The organism is Pseudomonas marginalis (genome assembly GCF_001645105.1).
Taxonomy (GTDB): Bacteria; Pseudomonadota; Gammaproteobacteria; order Pseudomonadales; family Pseudomonadaceae; genus Aquipseudomonas; species Aquipseudomonas petroselini.
The window spans coordinates 17,168-31,041 of the sequence record NZ_LKEG01000014.1 but is presented as its reverse complement, the minus strand read 5'-3'; the positions used below and the strand labels follow the sequence as shown (position 1 = coordinate 31,041).

General features: G+C 62.4%; 14 protein-coding genes. 6 read left to right on the top strand and 8 right to left on the bottom strand.

All coding sequences use genetic code 11. The annotated features are described in order from the left end of the window. Nucleotide 1: 1 nt before the first annotated feature. Genes AO064_RS01225 through AO064_RS01215 form a run of 3 tightly spaced genes read left to right on the top strand, consistent with a single transcriptional unit; the run spans nt 2 to nt 1,913 of the window. The gene (locus AO064_RS01225) at nt 2-889 is read left to right on the top strand and encodes a type II secretion system F family protein (RefSeq protein ID WP_064052168.1); all 888 of its coding nucleotides are present in this window, start codon (nt 2-4) and stop codon (nt 887-889) included. A 10-nt stretch (nt 890-899) separates the two neighbouring features. After that, a complete protein-coding gene (locus AO064_RS01220; protein ID WP_064052167.1) occupies nt 900-1,640 on the top strand; it encodes a tetratricopeptide repeat protein in 741 nt (246 codons plus the stop codon). 3 nt (nt 1,641-1,643) lie between these two features. After that, nucleotides 1,644-1,913 carry a DUF3613 domain-containing protein gene (locus tag AO064_RS01215; protein ID WP_064052166.1) on the top strand — a complete coding sequence of 90 codons (270 nt, stop codon included), beginning with the start codon at nt 1,644-1,646 and terminating at the stop codon, nt 1,911-1,913. A gap of 12 nt (nt 1,914-1,925) precedes the next feature. Here the strand turns inward: AO064_RS01215 and AO064_RS01210 are convergent, their stop codons facing one another. Next, entirely contained in the window at nt 1,926-2,714 is a 789-nt protein-coding gene (locus tag AO064_RS01210; protein WP_064052165.1) for a response regulator transcription factor, read from the bottom strand. 126 nt (nt 2,715-2,840) lie between these two features. After that, nucleotides 2,841-3,290, bottom strand: a complete 450-nt coding sequence (locus AO064_RS01205) for a prepilin peptidase (RefSeq protein WP_064052164.1) — start codon at nt 3,288-3,290, stop codon at nt 2,841-2,843. A gap of 72 nt (nt 3,291-3,362) precedes the next feature. On the opposite strand from AO064_RS01205, the gene AO064_RS01200 reads away from it, so the two are divergent. Together AO064_RS01200 and AO064_RS01195 are read left to right on the top strand one after the other, a co-directional pair. Beyond that, nucleotides 3,363-3,806 carry a TadE/TadG family type IV pilus assembly protein gene (locus AO064_RS01200; RefSeq protein ID WP_064052163.1) on the top strand — a complete coding sequence of 148 codons (444 nt, stop codon included), beginning with the start codon at nt 3,363-3,365 and terminating at the stop codon, nt 3,804-3,806. Continuing rightward, nucleotides 3,803-6,541, top strand: a complete 2,739-nt coding sequence (locus AO064_RS01195) for a PAS domain-containing sensor histidine kinase (RefSeq protein ID WP_064052162.1) — start codon at nt 3,803-3,805, stop codon at nt 6,539-6,541. The genes AO064_RS01200 and AO064_RS01195 overlap by 4 nt, the downstream gene beginning before the upstream one ends. Here AO064_RS01195 and AO064_RS01190 read toward each other — a convergent pair. The 6 genes from AO064_RS01190 to pbpC form a co-directional block, all read right to left on the bottom strand. Beyond that, nucleotides 6,526-8,472: a pilus assembly protein TadG-related protein gene (locus AO064_RS01190; RefSeq protein WP_064052161.1), complete on the bottom strand. Its 1,947-nt coding sequence runs from the start codon at nt 8,470-8,472 to the stop codon at nt 6,526-6,528. The two genes, AO064_RS01195 and AO064_RS01190, sit on opposite strands and share 16 nt — an antisense overlap. Nucleotides 8,473-8,685: 213 nt before the next feature. Then, nucleotides 8,686-9,243, bottom strand: a complete 558-nt coding sequence (locus tag AO064_RS01185) for a DUF4136 domain-containing protein (protein WP_064052160.1) — start codon at nt 9,241-9,243, stop codon at nt 8,686-8,688. Nucleotides 9,244-9,288: 45 nt separating this feature from the next. After that, complete coding sequence (locus AO064_RS01180; protein WP_064052159.1) at nt 9,289-9,891, bottom strand: DUF4136 domain-containing protein; 603 nt, start codon at nt 9,889-9,891, stop codon at nt 9,289-9,291. A 24-nt stretch (nt 9,892-9,915) separates the two neighbouring features. Beyond that, nucleotides 9,916-10,665, bottom strand: coding sequence for a methyltransferase (locus tag AO064_RS01175; protein ID WP_064052158.1), 750 nt, complete (start codon nt 10,663-10,665; stop codon nt 9,916-9,918). After that, nucleotides 10,662-10,967, bottom strand: a complete 306-nt coding sequence (locus tag AO064_RS01170) for a MazG-like family protein (protein ID WP_012722011.1) — start codon at nt 10,965-10,967, stop codon at nt 10,662-10,664. The genes AO064_RS01175 and AO064_RS01170 overlap by 4 nt, the downstream gene beginning before the upstream one ends. Before the next feature lie 146 nt (nt 10,968-11,113). Then, a complete protein-coding gene (pbpC, locus tag AO064_RS01165; RefSeq protein ID WP_064052157.1) occupies nt 11,114-13,444 on the bottom strand; it encodes a peptidoglycan glycosyltransferase PbpC in 2,331 nt (776 codons plus the stop codon). Between the two features lie 90 nt (nt 13,445-13,534). On the opposite strand from pbpC, the gene AO064_RS01160 reads away from it, so the two are divergent. Further along, nucleotides 13,535-13,828 (top strand): hypothetical protein, encoded by a 294-nt coding sequence (locus tag AO064_RS01160; RefSeq protein WP_012722009.1) that lies wholly within the window; start codon nt 13,535-13,537, stop codon nt 13,826-13,828. Nucleotides 13,829-13,874 lie beyond the last annotated feature (46 nt).

Here is a 13,874-nt window from a genome sequence, read left to right as displayed (position 1 = left end):
GATGGCGCTTCTGGCCTGTGCTTTGTTGTTGCTCGCCGCAGCGGTATTGGTGGGCGGGCAATTGCTCGAGCATCGCCGCCGCGAACGGCGGGTCGCTGAGCGCTTGCAAGGCAAGATGGTCAGCGATAACAGACTCGGCACGCTCATCCGCCAACTGGGCGCAAGCTCGCTGGCCCAGCGCTCGGTCAGCCTGGACAACGAAACCCAGGCCCTGCTCAATCGGGTTGGCTGGCGCAAGTCCAGCCAACGCTCGCTGTTTGCAGCCTTCCAGATCGGTACGCCCATCGTGTTATTGGGCTTGACCCTCCTCGGCCAGCAACTGTTGTTCCCACACGCGGACCCCGCCTGGATTGCCCCGATGTTTGCCCTGGGCATCGGCTACCTGCTGCCAAAACGCGTGCTTGCGGCGGCCGCCAAACATCGCCAGCAAGCCATCGCCAAAGAAATTTCCACCTTCATTCCGCTGCTGCGCATTCTGTTCGAGTCTGGCATGGCGGTTGAGCAATCGCTGCGTGTATTGGGCAACGAGGCCCAGCGTTTACTCCCCCACCTCACGCACGAACTGCGCCTGATCCTGGCGCGGGTCGATTCCGGCCTGGAGCTGAGCGAGGAACTGGGCAAGACCGTCCACGTGCTGGAGGTGGATGAGTTCACCGACACCTGCATCATCCTCCAGCAATTGATCCAGCAGGGCGGCGGCGCGATGAAGTCCCTGCTGGCCCTCAAGCAACTGCTCGACGACCGACGCCTGACCCGCCTGCAGGAATACATTTCGAAGATGTCGGCAAAAATGTCGGTGGTGATGATGGTGTTCTTGTTCCCTGCTTTGCTGATCGTGCTCGGCGGCCCGGCCTTTATCGGCATCGCCCGCGCGTTGAGTCACTTTTAAGGAGTCGTTGATGAAAGCACTGATTGCCGGCCTGGCCCTGCTGATGCTCGGCGGCTGCGCCACCAATGGCCAATCCCCCTGGGCGGCGTTGACCTCATCCAACAGTTGCACCAAGCCGAGTTCGGACCAGGAACTGGCACTCAACCTGTCCGATGACCTGGCCAACGAAGGCAAGCTGCACGCCAGCCTGGCCAACCTGCAAAGCCTGCCCGAGGCCTTGCCCCAGGTGCGCCAGCGCAAGGCCCGCAACTACCGCCTGCTCGGGCGTAGCGAGGCCGAGCCGTTGTACCGCAGCCTGCTCGGTACCTGCATGAACGCCGAAGGCGAGCACGGCCTGGGGCAATTGGCGGCTGCCAGGGGCGACAACGGCCAGGCCATGGCGCATATGCAACGGGCGGCGCAGTTGGCGCCCACCGACGAAAAAATCCGCAATGACCTGGGCGTGGTGTACCTCAACCAGTTGCGCATGGAAGACGCGCGCTTTGAATTCATGACCGCCATCGAGCTCAAGCAAAGCGACCCGCTGGCGGCCGTCAACCTGGTGACCTTGCTGATCTATCAGGACAACTGGGGGCAAGCGGCAAAGGTGGCCAGCCAATTGGGCCTGAGCCCCGAGCAGGTCACCGATGCCCAGGCCCGCGCGGAAAAACTCAAGGGTCCAAGTCCAAGCCCCAGCCCAAGCCCCAGTGCGCCGGCGCGCAAAATCGCCGCGGTCAGCGATGCCATACGGTGGCTATCAAGTGAGGAGTGATCGATGAAAGCACATTACCTTGTCGGCCTGGCACTGCTACCGCTGAGCGCACTGGCCATCGAACCGGGCCCGTCGTCACCGCAGCAAGCGGAAACCGAAAACTGGATGGCCTTGCAGATCAATGGCCGTGCCGCTTCACCCACGCCGCAAAGGACCACGCCCGCAGAACGCGAGCAGTCCTTGCAGCGCTGGCTGGACAGTCACAAACATCCGATCCCGGAGTTTTTTGAATCGCCGTCCGGTGGGTCGTCTAAAGGTGGGAACAGTCAATAACACCGTGGCGCGTCAGTGCGCCGTCACCCGTTGGCGCATCGCCGAGGTATTCGGCGACAGCGCCAGTGCCAACTGCGTGCGGTTATGCATATGGGTCAGGCGCAACACCTGGGACACGTAGAGCTTGACCGTGTTTTCGGTGATCCCCAGTTCACAGGCGATCTGGTAATTGGTCTGGCCCTTGCCCACCAGGCGCGCAACGTCCAGCTGGCGCGGCGACAGCTGGTTGAAAATGGTCGGGATCTCGATCGGCCCGGCGTCTTCGGCAACCGGCTCGCCCTCATCCGCCACGCCGGCGCCGGGGCTACGGCGCACTTTGTCGAGGTCCTGGTACAGGTCATTGATGGATTCTGAGAGGTATTGCAGCTTCAGGTTCAGGTGCCCCAGCTGCAGCTCTTTTTGCCGCTCTTCCAACGCCGCTTCCTGGCGCTGCACGCCTTCGAGCAATTCATCGAGGTTGATCGGTTTCTGGTAGTAATCCGAGATCCCTGCGCGCAGGGCCTTGATCACGTCCTGTTTGTCGGAACGCCCAGTGAGCATGATCGCCTCGAACGCCCGCTGCTTGCCGGCGACTTTTTGCATGGCCTGCACCAACTCGATGCCATCCATGTCCGGCATGTGCAGGTCGCACAGCACCAGGCCGATCTCGGCCTCTTCGCTGAAGCGCTGCAACGCATGTCGGCTGGACTCACACGGCACGCAACGGTAACCACTGCTTTCGAGAAATTCGCAGAGCTCTTCCACGATCAACGGCTGATCGTCGACCACGAGCACTTTTACCGCTGAGGTTAGCTTGTTCACGCGCTACTCCATGCCTGGCAAGCCAAAAGATTGACCGATCCCTTTTGACGAAAAATCCTAGACTCTCATTCAATAAACGTAGACCTACTTTTCGACTCTGTACATATCGATAGAGGCCTTGTGCGACTAGTGGATCCAAAACCAGTACAGCGCAAACCCTGTCAATACGAACGGAGCAAACGGCTGTTTTTTTGACGCTTCAGTCGCCGGGGTTAGCCGACGCGCGCTAAGCCTTTGACTGATAAGCCCCCAGCCGCTCAGGAACAGCGCGGCACCGATCAGCGACCACAACACCGCATCCAGCGTGCTGGCCAGGGCCAAGGCGGCCAACAGCTTCACGTCCCCCGCGCCAAAACGGCCCAGCGCATAACCGGGCAACGTCAGCAGCAGCGCCACGGTAAAGGCCCAGCCCCCTTCGCTGGCGGGCGCCCCCAACCAGGTAGTGCCCATCCACGCCAAGTAGAGCAACGCCAGCAGCGCCACACCCAGCGTCAAGCCGTTGGAAATTTGCCGTTGACACCCATCCTGCAACGCACAGAGCCCCAGCCAGAGCACTATCACCACGCCATGGATCACGTAAAAAACATCCCTTTTCGTTGAATGATTCTATGCTGATATCAGGTAGTAGCCGTCAGGGTAGACGCAGTCATGAAAACAAGCCTCCCCAGAAAACAAAAAGGAGCTGCGGCGATAGAATTCGCCCTGGTCTTCGGGATCTTTTTTGCAGTGTTCTATGGGTTGATCAGCTATACCCTGCCATTGCTGTTGATGCAGTCCTTCAACCAAGCGGCGTTGGAGGCCGTGCGTCAGGCCATGGCGGTGGACCCGGTGGCCGCCGCAGACACCTATCCGACGAAAGTCACCGAGCGCGCCAAAGATACCGTCATGACCCAGTTGGACTGGATCCCCACCAGTTTTCAATTTTCACGTGATTTCGTCAGCGCGACTTACACCGGCACCACACTGAACGTCACGATCAGCTACCCCACCCACCTCCTCTATTCCGTGTTCCCGGTACTGGTGGTGCCGGGCATCGGCACGGTGCCGAATCTGCCGGCCAACCTGTCCGCGCGTTCGAGTCTTCAGTTTTGACCTCGGGGGATAACCTGTTCGGGCGCCTGCTCGGCCGCACCGGCGCCCCGCCCCTCGACACACCCGGCGTGTCCGTGCCAGGGCTGCACCTGCAACTGGACCCTCAAGGCCACGTGCTGAGTATCAGCGGTACCCTGCGCCCACAGCTCGCGACGCACGGGATGGGTGGGACCCCGCCGCTGCTGCGTGAACTGCTGTGTGCCGGCAGCGCCTTGAGTGTCGAAGGCCGCCCCGCAGACTGGCAACACCAGAGCCTGGACCTGGACTTCCAGAGCACAACCGGCCAGTTGCTGCACACCCGTGGCTGGGTCGAACCCGAAGGTGATGGCTGGAGCCTGCGCCTGCTCGACGTGGGAGACTTGCTCGCCGACCGGCAATTGGCCCAGCACCGCGAGCAGAACCATCAACTCATCAGCCGGATGAGCGAGCAACTGCAGCTGTGCAGCCTGAGTCGCTTGCCCGAGGTGTTCAACGAGCACCTGCGCAACCTGGCCCAGCACTGGCAGATCCCCTGTGTGGCCCTGGCGTTGTTCGATGCAGAAGACCAAGGCTGGCGTATCTACAGCCACTACACCGCCCACGACGCGCCCGCCTTGTGGCAGACCGGCCAGCACCTGGGCACACTGCTGGACAGCGCCAATGGCAGCGCGCCATTGAGCCTGGCCCAGGCGCGCCGCGAACACCCAAGCCTGAACGGTATTTTCGGCAACGCCGACGGGTTCCTGGTGCCCTATCGCGATAGTCAGGGCGTCGCCGCCTGGTTGCTCTGCGGCCTCTACAATGGCCAGCAACACACCCGCGACCGGGAATGGCTGAACCTGACTGCCGCCCTCGCCGCCCCGCTGCTGAGCCGCTTGCGCGAGCAACGCGATCACCAACAGCTCGACCGCATGGATGCCCTGCAAGGCCTGCTCGGCACCGGCTGGTGGGAACTGCTGCCCGCCACCCAGGAAATCCAGCTGGCCCCGCAGTTACAGCACAGCCTCAGCCTGGAGGACGGCCCGACTCGCCAGGCGCTGGGTGTATGGCTGGAACAGATACACCCCGCCGATCGCCAGGCACTCACCAGCCGCCTGCACGACCTGCAAACCCTCGACAAACCGCTGCTGACCAGCGTGCGCCTGCAACGCACCGACGCCGAGCACAACCCCCTCTGGTACCGCCTGCAGGGCCACGTGCTGGGGATGGGCGATCAACGACGCTGGGTCGGTTTCATGCTCGACATCAGCGACATCAAGAACCAGCAACTGCAAGCCGCGGCCGCCCATGCGCGCCTGGATAACCTCATCGCCAGTTCACCGGCGGTGATCTATGTGCAGCGTTATGTCAGCGGCGCCCTGCACCCGGCGTTTTTCAGTGACAGCCTGCTGCCGCTGTTGGGCTGGACGCTGGACGACTGCAACCACGACAGCCTGGCGTCATTGATCCACCCCGAAGACCGCGACCTTTACTTTGAACGTACCCGCCGACTCCTGCGCGAAGGCGCCGTGCGCAGCCGCTACCGCCTGCGCGACAAACAGGGCCACTACCATTGGCTGCTGGATGAAGCCAAATTACTGCGCGACGACCTCGGGTTGCCGTTGGAAGCCGTCGGCCTGTGGCTGGATGTCACCGAGGCGACCCTGGCCGCCGAGCAGATCAAGCAGAGCGAAGAGCGCTACCGCATCCTGGTTGAAGACTCGCCGGCAATGATCTGCCGCTATCGCCCGGACCTGACCCTGACCTTCGGCAACACGCCGCTGGCCAACTACCTGGAGTGCCTGCCTGCACAACTGCCGGGGTTGAACCTGGGCCATTGGCTGTCGGATGAACAACGCCAGCACTTTGTGCAGCGCATCAGCCAGTTGACCCCGGAATTCCCGGTCAGCACCGCCGAGATCAGCCTGGAATTGCCCGGCCGCGAACATGCCTGGTGGGTGTGGTCGGACCGTGGCGTATTTGACGAACAAGGCGTGCTGGTGGAAGTGCAAGCGGTGGGCCGCGACAACACCGAAGTGCGCCGCTCCCAGCAGCAACTGACCCAGAGCGCGAAGATGGCCACCTTGGGCGAAATGGCCACGGGCCTCGCCCATGAAATCAACCAGCCGCTCAACGTGATGCGCATGGCCATCGTCAATGTGCTCAAACGCCTGGCCAGCGGTGATGCGCAGGTCGACTACCTCACCGAAAAACTGCAGCGTATCGACGCCCAGGTACAGCGGGCGGCGCGGGTGGTGGACCATATGCGCGTGTTTGGCCGCCGCTCGGAAATCGAACAACAGCCCTTCGACCCGTCACAGGCGGTGGAAGGCACGCTGTCGCTGCTGGGCGAAGGGCTGCGCGGTAAAGGTGTGGACGTGCGCGTCACCCCGGCGGACTTTACGGTGCAGGTCAAAGGTCATGTCGACCAGCTTGAGCAGGTGCTGATCAACCTGATGGTCAATGCCCGTGACGCGTTGTTGAGCAAACACGAAAAGGACCCGGCGTTCCGCCCGTGGATCGCACTGCATTGCGAACATGACAGCCGCCATGTGCGGCTCTGGGTGGAAGACAACGGCGGCGGGATCGATCCCCGGTTGATCGAGCGGATTTTCGAGCCGTTCTTTACCACCAAACCGATCGGCGTGGGCACGGGGTTGGGGTTGTCGGTGAGTTACGGGATTGTGGAGAACATGGGCGGACGCTTGAGCGTCGTCAATGGGCCGGCAGGGGCACGGTTTTGTGTGGAGCTGCCGGTGGATCAGATCACCAGGTAGGCGCGGCCCATATGGCAGCTGAGGTTGGCGCCGACTTCGGCGTTGCCGAGGCTGATGCCCAGGGCTTTGAGCAAGGTGTTGACGATGGGGTCCAGAATCGGCGCGAGAAGGTTCTGGATTGCCCCGACCAATGTCGTCGTGATCGTCGTCAAAAGGCCTGCGACCCCGGCAAGCGCGCCGCTTGAAACAGATCCGCTGGGCGGTGCATAGGTCACTTGGAGACCGGCCAAGGTCCCGCTGAGGCTCGCAACGATATCGCCCGTCGGCAGCAGCGTCTGATAGGTCGGTGCCAGATTCATCTCTGCGACCGGTAAATAGAACAGGTTGCCCGTTTGAGAACCGATAGTGGATTGGGCTTTCAACATAAGCCCGCCCCCTACGTTGGCAGTTCGTGCGCCACAAAGGACCACCAGCAGGCAATGCCTGGAGCCGATATCGATCAGGCGTATGGGCTGGACGGCAACGGGTGCCGTCGAAGCAAAGGCAGCAGCCGCATCAATACTGCCGACCGTCAGCGTGGCAAGCGTGGTACTGGCTTGTACGGTCAATGATTTCGTTGCGCTACTAACACAACTGAAATCAGTGACGTGGCTTTCCGCGCCACCCGCTTCAATCAGAATATCGAGCTTGCTGGCGATCTCGACATCGGTGGAGTCACATGCGACCGCACACAGTACCGAGCTCACCACGCCGGCAAGATTCAAATGCAGCAGGTTGTTGACCACACCGGCAATGGGCGTTGCCAGGCTTGTGACTGCCGAAGCCAGTGCAGAAACCGTCTTCAATACGGGCAATTCGATGGAAATTAAGGTCCTGACCTGCGCGGTCCGTACATAAATTTGATCCGTCGGCGGGTTCTTCGACAACCCCGCCTTGGCCTTCGCGGGATTACCAACCGCCGACATCTGGGGTGGTTCGATGACTTTGGTCTGGATGGAAACACTGCCCACCAAAGGGATATTCAACTGGGCCGCCGCGTTCACCGCATTCTTGCTGCTGGAAAGCTGCGCCGCCGTCTGTAGCAACTGGAACAACTGGATATTGGTATTCAAGGCAGCCGCCGGCGTGCCTGTCGTCACCTTCAACAAATCGCCGACGGTCAGCAACTTGGTATTGGGCGCAATCGCCTGGATCTTGATCGTATCGTTGATCACGGCCGCTACCGCAGAACCGTTTTTTTGCATCACCTTCACCACGGCATCGATCAAGTCGTTAGCTGAAACAGCGGTCGCCAGTAAAGCTTCGTAGTCACCCGCCTTTACGTTCAATTTGAGCGCCAACTGGTCCAGATAGCCGAGCAGGTTTACGCTGGTATCCGCCAACCCCTTCCAACTGGTCGCATCGAGCGTAAGCGTGCCCCCCAGCAAGCGACCGATCACCACGTTCAAAATGGCTGACTTGCTGGAGTCAATCGTGCCCAATGTGCTGCGAATCGTCAGCTGCGCCACTGGCGGCGCATACGCGGCCACGGCGGTCGCACTCAGCATCATCTGGCTGGAAACCGGGGCGCCGCTGAACATGCTCCAGATACCCGTGGCAATGCTGGTCATCACGCTGCGCGTGGCAACCACGCGTACGGCATCGTTTTTGGTCGCGTCAGGGGTAAACACACGCACGCTGTTGGCATTGGTCGTTAATAGGCCGCAGGTCACGACCAGGCCACGACTGTTGTCGCCGGCGACCACGGTGAAGCCATTGCGCGTGGCGTTTTCCTTGGCGTAGTCGTTCGCGGTGGTGGTGGGGCTGCACAGGCCGCCACGACCGGCGGCTTCCAGGGCCGACGTGTCGGCGATGGACTGCAACTTACGCTTTTCCATGTACAGGCGGCCGCTGTCCACCACCAGTAGCATGAAGACCAGCGCCACCGCCAGGGTGCCCGCTGCCATCAAGCCAATCGCACCGCGCTGCCTGGAACGAAGTCGGGGAGACATCAGGCACTCCTTAGCGCTTACTCTCCGTAGTTGCTTGGAGTGTAGACAAAGGCTGGCCAGTCGCCAGAGGAACGACTAACAGGGTTGAAGGCTGGCAGAGAACCCATGTGGGAGGGGGCTTGCTCCCGATAGCGGTGTATCAGTAACAGCTGAGCTGGCTGACACTCCGCTATCGGGAGCAAGCCCCCTCCCACAATGGGTTTGTGTGGTTTTTTAGTGGGGTGGGTAGCTGGAGAGGATGCGGGTCACGGTGGTGCGGATGGCTTTGTCGCGATCCTGGGGGTTGGGCGAGCTGGCCATCATTTGTTCGTCGCTGCCGCGCCAGACCAGTTTGCCGTCCTTGCCGTCGAGCAGGTCGATCTGGACGGTCGCCACTTTGTAAGTGATGTTGCGCGTTTCGTTGTACATCGGCGCGCCCCAGTAGCCATTCCATGGGCCGCCCCAGGCGCCGCCGTAGTTGGTGGTGACTTGTTGCTGGCGATCTTCGACGATCAGGTAGGCCTGCACATTGAGGTCAGCCTTGCTGCCCGGCGCGGCTGGGCGCAGGCCGCGCTGATCAAGCTGTTCACCCACGGCTTGGCGGATGCGTTGTTCGGTGAGGTCACTCTTGATGCGCGGATCATCGGGGCGGTATTGCAGGGCCGGGTCTTTCCAGGCCCAACTGCGGTAGGCGCCGAAGTCTCGACTGGCATCAAAGTCGTGGTTGACCTGGCTGGTCTGGCAACCGCCCAGCAACAGGACGACAGCTAGCGTAGCGATACGACGAAACATGGTTGTTCTCCAAAGAGCGACCCGCGCTTGAGATGAGAATAGCGGTTAACTGGGAGGGTACGCCGTCATCGCCTTTTGCACCGCCTGGCGCAAGGCATCGCTCCGCTCGCTGAGGCTGCCCTGGCTGCCGGTTTCGGCGCTGGCACTCCACACCGGCTGCCCGGAGCGGGCATCGAACAGGTTGACGCGAACCACCACGACCTGGACCTCATAGGTGCGCACGATCGGCACCGAGTTGTACATGCCGTAGCCATTGCCATAGCGGTTATAGCCGCCGTAACCATAGCCGTAGTCGTCCTGGACCTGCTTGAGGCGCTTCTCCAGGCGCACGTCGGCGCTCACCAGCAGGTCCGCAGGGCGGTTGTCATGCAGGGGCCGCAGGCCGCGTTGGTCGAGGGCACCGCTGACCGCCTCGGCAATCTGTGCCGAATCCGCCCAGGCCGTGCCTGCCGGCAGTTGGCCGTTGCGCCAGGCCCAATTGCGGTAAGCGCCGTAGTCGCGCACCGGCGCCGGGTAGGCGCTGGCATCAAAGGTGTTGGCGGCCTGGGGCGGCGCCGGCGGGATCGGCGCCGAGGTGGCGACATAAGGGTTGGGGCTTGAACAGGCGCCCAACCCCAGGGACAACAGGATCAAACAGAGACGACGCATTTCGACCTCCGCAGACTGGGCCGCTTAAACCGGACGGCAGATCCAGTGCAAATAACGCCCAAGTCCGGCAAAGCTTGGGTGACGACGGTGAGCGAGTTCCATCTCCAGAAGGTCCTGCAAATCCGCGCGGGCCTGGAATTCCACCGGCATATAGTCATGAAATACCCGCACACCACTTTGGCTTTCGACCTGCCAAAGGTCTACGAGTTGCGCCGCCAACTCACGCGGGTCGAGTGGTTGTTGCGGCGTGAGGCTCTGCTTTTCGCCGGCCATGTCGTTCTTGCGCATTTTGCGGAAGTGGCCTTTGAGCAGGTTGCGATAAATCAGCGCATCGCGGTTGTAGAACGCCAACGACAGCCAGCCGCCGGGGACCGTGAGTTGGTGCAGCACCGGCAGGATCGCATGGGGTTCGGCCAACCATTCCAGCACGGCGTGGCACAGCACCACGTCGTAGGGTTCGGTGAGCTGGCCCAGCAGCGCTTGCCATGGCGCATGGATAAAAGTTGCGGTCTGCCCGGCGTCGGCGAAACGTTGGCGGGCGCCTTCGAGCATCGGCTCGGCAGGTTCGGCCAGGGTGACCGCGTGGCCTTGCTCGGCCAGCCACAGCGACATATGGCCCAGCCCCGCGCCGATATCCAGTACACGCAAGGGGCGCTTGGGCAGGGCTTCGGTCACGTCGGCCTGGAGCACTGCCAGGCGAATCGCCCCTTTGGCACCGCCGTAGATTTTCTCAGCGAAACGCGTGGCCAACTGGTCGAAATGGCGGTCACTCATTGTGCAAACCGCCGTTCGCTGTCGGCCAGTTTGGCGCGCACCACCTCGTTCATGTCCAGGCCCAACTCGCTGCACAGCAACAGCAGGTACAGCACGATATCGCCGACTTCCTGCCCGGCATGGGCGAGCTTATCGGCAGAGAGCTGGCGCGATTGGTCTTCGGTCAGCCATTGGAAGATTTCCACCAACTCGGCCATTTCGACGCTGGCGGCCATGGCCAGGTTTTTCGGGCTGTGGAATGGCTTCCAGTCGTTGTTATCGCGGATGCGGTGCAGGCGTTCGGTGAGGTGTTCGAGGTTCATGCGGGGGCTCCTGAAGGTGGATAGCTTCGGGGGGAATGGCCTTGAAGGCAAGTGAACCTTCAGATCGCTATCGGGGGCAAGCCCCCTCCCACCTTTGGCAGGTGAACACATCCAAGGGTGGGAGGGGGCTTGCCCCCGATGGCGATCTAATCAACGACGCTGAACTCGATGCGCGCGGTCTGCCCGGCTTCGTCGAGGACGCTGAGTTGATAGCGGCCCAAGTGCTCGAAACTGGCGTTGATGAAGTCCTGGTTAGCGCTGTCGCCCAGGGGCGCGCCGTTGAGGAACCACCAGCGCCGCCCGCTGCCGCCCAGGGCGGAGATTTTCAGGCGCAGGGCTTGTTGACTGGCGGCAGGCAGGCGCAGTTGGTCACCTTCGCGGATACCGACAATCGACAGCGGTGACGACGCGGCCAGCGCCGGTGGCGGGCAATCGGGGTCAGCCGCGGGGATGCGCGCTTCGCGGCGCTCGGCCCTGGGCAGCCAGGGCTCCAGAGGCGCCGGCCACAGGGCGATGGTCTTGGGCTCGGCGCCAGGGCAATGGGCGTCGACCCGCAAGCCCTTGGCATTCACCCACACACTTTCCATCAAGCCCACGCTCAACGGTTGGTCCAGCGCCTGCAAGGTCGGCGGCGTGGTGTGGTCCAGCGTCCAGGCGAAGCGCTGGCGACGGCAATTGGGGTCGCTGCGGCTCATGGGCTGGCCCAACGGCCAACAGATCGCCGCCACGCCGACATTCGCCGGCACCGGCTTGACGGGCGCGCTGATGCCCCGCTGGCTGTCGCGGTTGGTCAGCACATCGTGCACCTGCAACATCAACGGCGCTGCGGAGGCCAGGCCGAACTGGCCGGGCACCGGTGTGCCGTCCGGCCGGCCGATCCACACACCGATCAAATAGCGCGGGCCGACGCCAATCGCCCAGGCATCGCGAAAGCCATAGCTGGTGCCGGTTTTCCAGGCCAGCACGGGACGCTGCACCAACTCGGCACGTGGGTCGCGGTCCGGCCGCGCCTGGCCACTGAGGATGCGCCGCACAATCCAGGCGGCCCCTGGCGACAGTAACGGTCGCTCCCTAAGCGTATCGTCCGGCTGTAATCGAATATTGGCGCTCCTGCCGTCCCGGGCGAAGGCGCTGTAGCCGCTCACCAGATCTTCGAGGCGACTGCCTGCGCCGCCCAGGATCAGCGCCAGGTTCGGCTCGGCCAATGCGGGCAATGCCAGAGGCACGCCGCCGATGCGCATCTCGGCGGCAAACCGCTTCGGCCCATAGGCTTCCAACAACTGCACCGCCGGCAGGTTGAGCGAACTGGACAGCGCCGTGCTCGCCGGCACCGCACCGGTAAAACCCATCGAGAAGTTGCCCGGCCGGTAATCGCCATAACGCCTGGGTACGTCCTGCAACAGGGATTCGGAGTGAATCAGCCCATCGTCCAGGGCCATGCCATAGAGGAAAGGTTTCAAGGTGGAGCCCGGCGAACGCAGGGCGCTGATCATGTCTACATGGCCAAAGCGCTTGGCATCATTGATGTCCACCGAGCCGAGGTAGGCACGCACGGCCATGGTTTCTTCCTCCACCACCAGAATGGCGGCAGAGGTGTGCTCCGGCAAACGCGCGCGCCAGCCCAGCAGCAGGTCTTCAAGGCGGCGTTGCAGGGTGGCGTCCAGGGTGGTGCGAATCAGCGGCGGGCTGTCGGGGCGGTTCAGGCGGCGAGCGAGCAACGGCGCCAAGCTCGGTTCCAGGCGCGGGGCAAGCAGCAGCGGTTCTTCCAGGGCTTCGTCGACGGCAGCTTGCGGCCACACCTGGAACTCGGCGAGTCGACGCAACACTTTGTCACGGGCCTCCTGGGCGCGTTGCGGGTGACGGTCCGGACGCAAACGGCTGGGCGCCTGGGGCAGCACGGCGAGCAAGGCGGCTTCGGCATGGGTCAGCTGTGAAGGCGATTTACCCAGATACGCCCAACTGGCAGCCGCCACGCCTTGCAACGTACCGCCAAACGGTGCGCGGTTCAGGTAGAGGTTAAGGATTTCTGCCTTGGAGAGGTGCCATTCCAACTGCGCCGTGCGCCACAACTGGCGCAACTTGCCATGGAACGTGCGCGAATGCGGATCCAACAACCGCGCCACCTGCATCGACAAGGTGCTGCCGCCCGACACCACCCGCGTGCCGGTGAGGTTCTGCCACGTCGCCCGTACCAGCGCCAGTGGGTTTACGCCGGGGTGCTGGTAAAACCAACGGTCTTCATAGGTCAGCAACGCCTCCAGGTAATACGGCGACACCTCGCGCGTCTGCACCGGATAACGCCACACCCCATTGGCATCGGCAAACCGCCACAACGGCGTGCCATCCTCAGCCAGCACCACCCGCGCCAGATCGTCCTGGGGCAGGGGCAACGGCCAGATGCGGTCGGCCAGCCATAGCAAGGCGATCACCAACAAAAGGCTGGCCAGGGTCCAGCGGGCAACTAAACGCAAACTCAAACTGGCAAACCTCTATGCTTATAGGGAACTAGCCTGTCGTAATAACAACCAAAGGCACAGACACGCCCACCCTCTCATCAGGACACACACATGCAGGTAGAAAGCTTTTTCGGATGGCTGGGCCAGGCGCTCGGTTCCGTCATCCGCTTTATCGTCGACGGACTCAGCGGCCTGTTCGGTGCCCTGACCAACGCCGGTGGCAACTTCATCGACGGCCTGTCCCGCACGCTGGGCATGGACACCTCGATCATCAGCATCATTACCCTGATCATCGGCCTGATGCTGCTGTACTCGGCCGTGCGTGCCTTCATGCGCGCCTCGATCATCATGGGCATCATCTGGCTGCTGCTGGGCCTGTGGCTCCTGAGCTGGGTCGTCCACTGACCCAAAAGCACCACACATCACCTGTGGGAGGGGGCTTGCTCCCTCC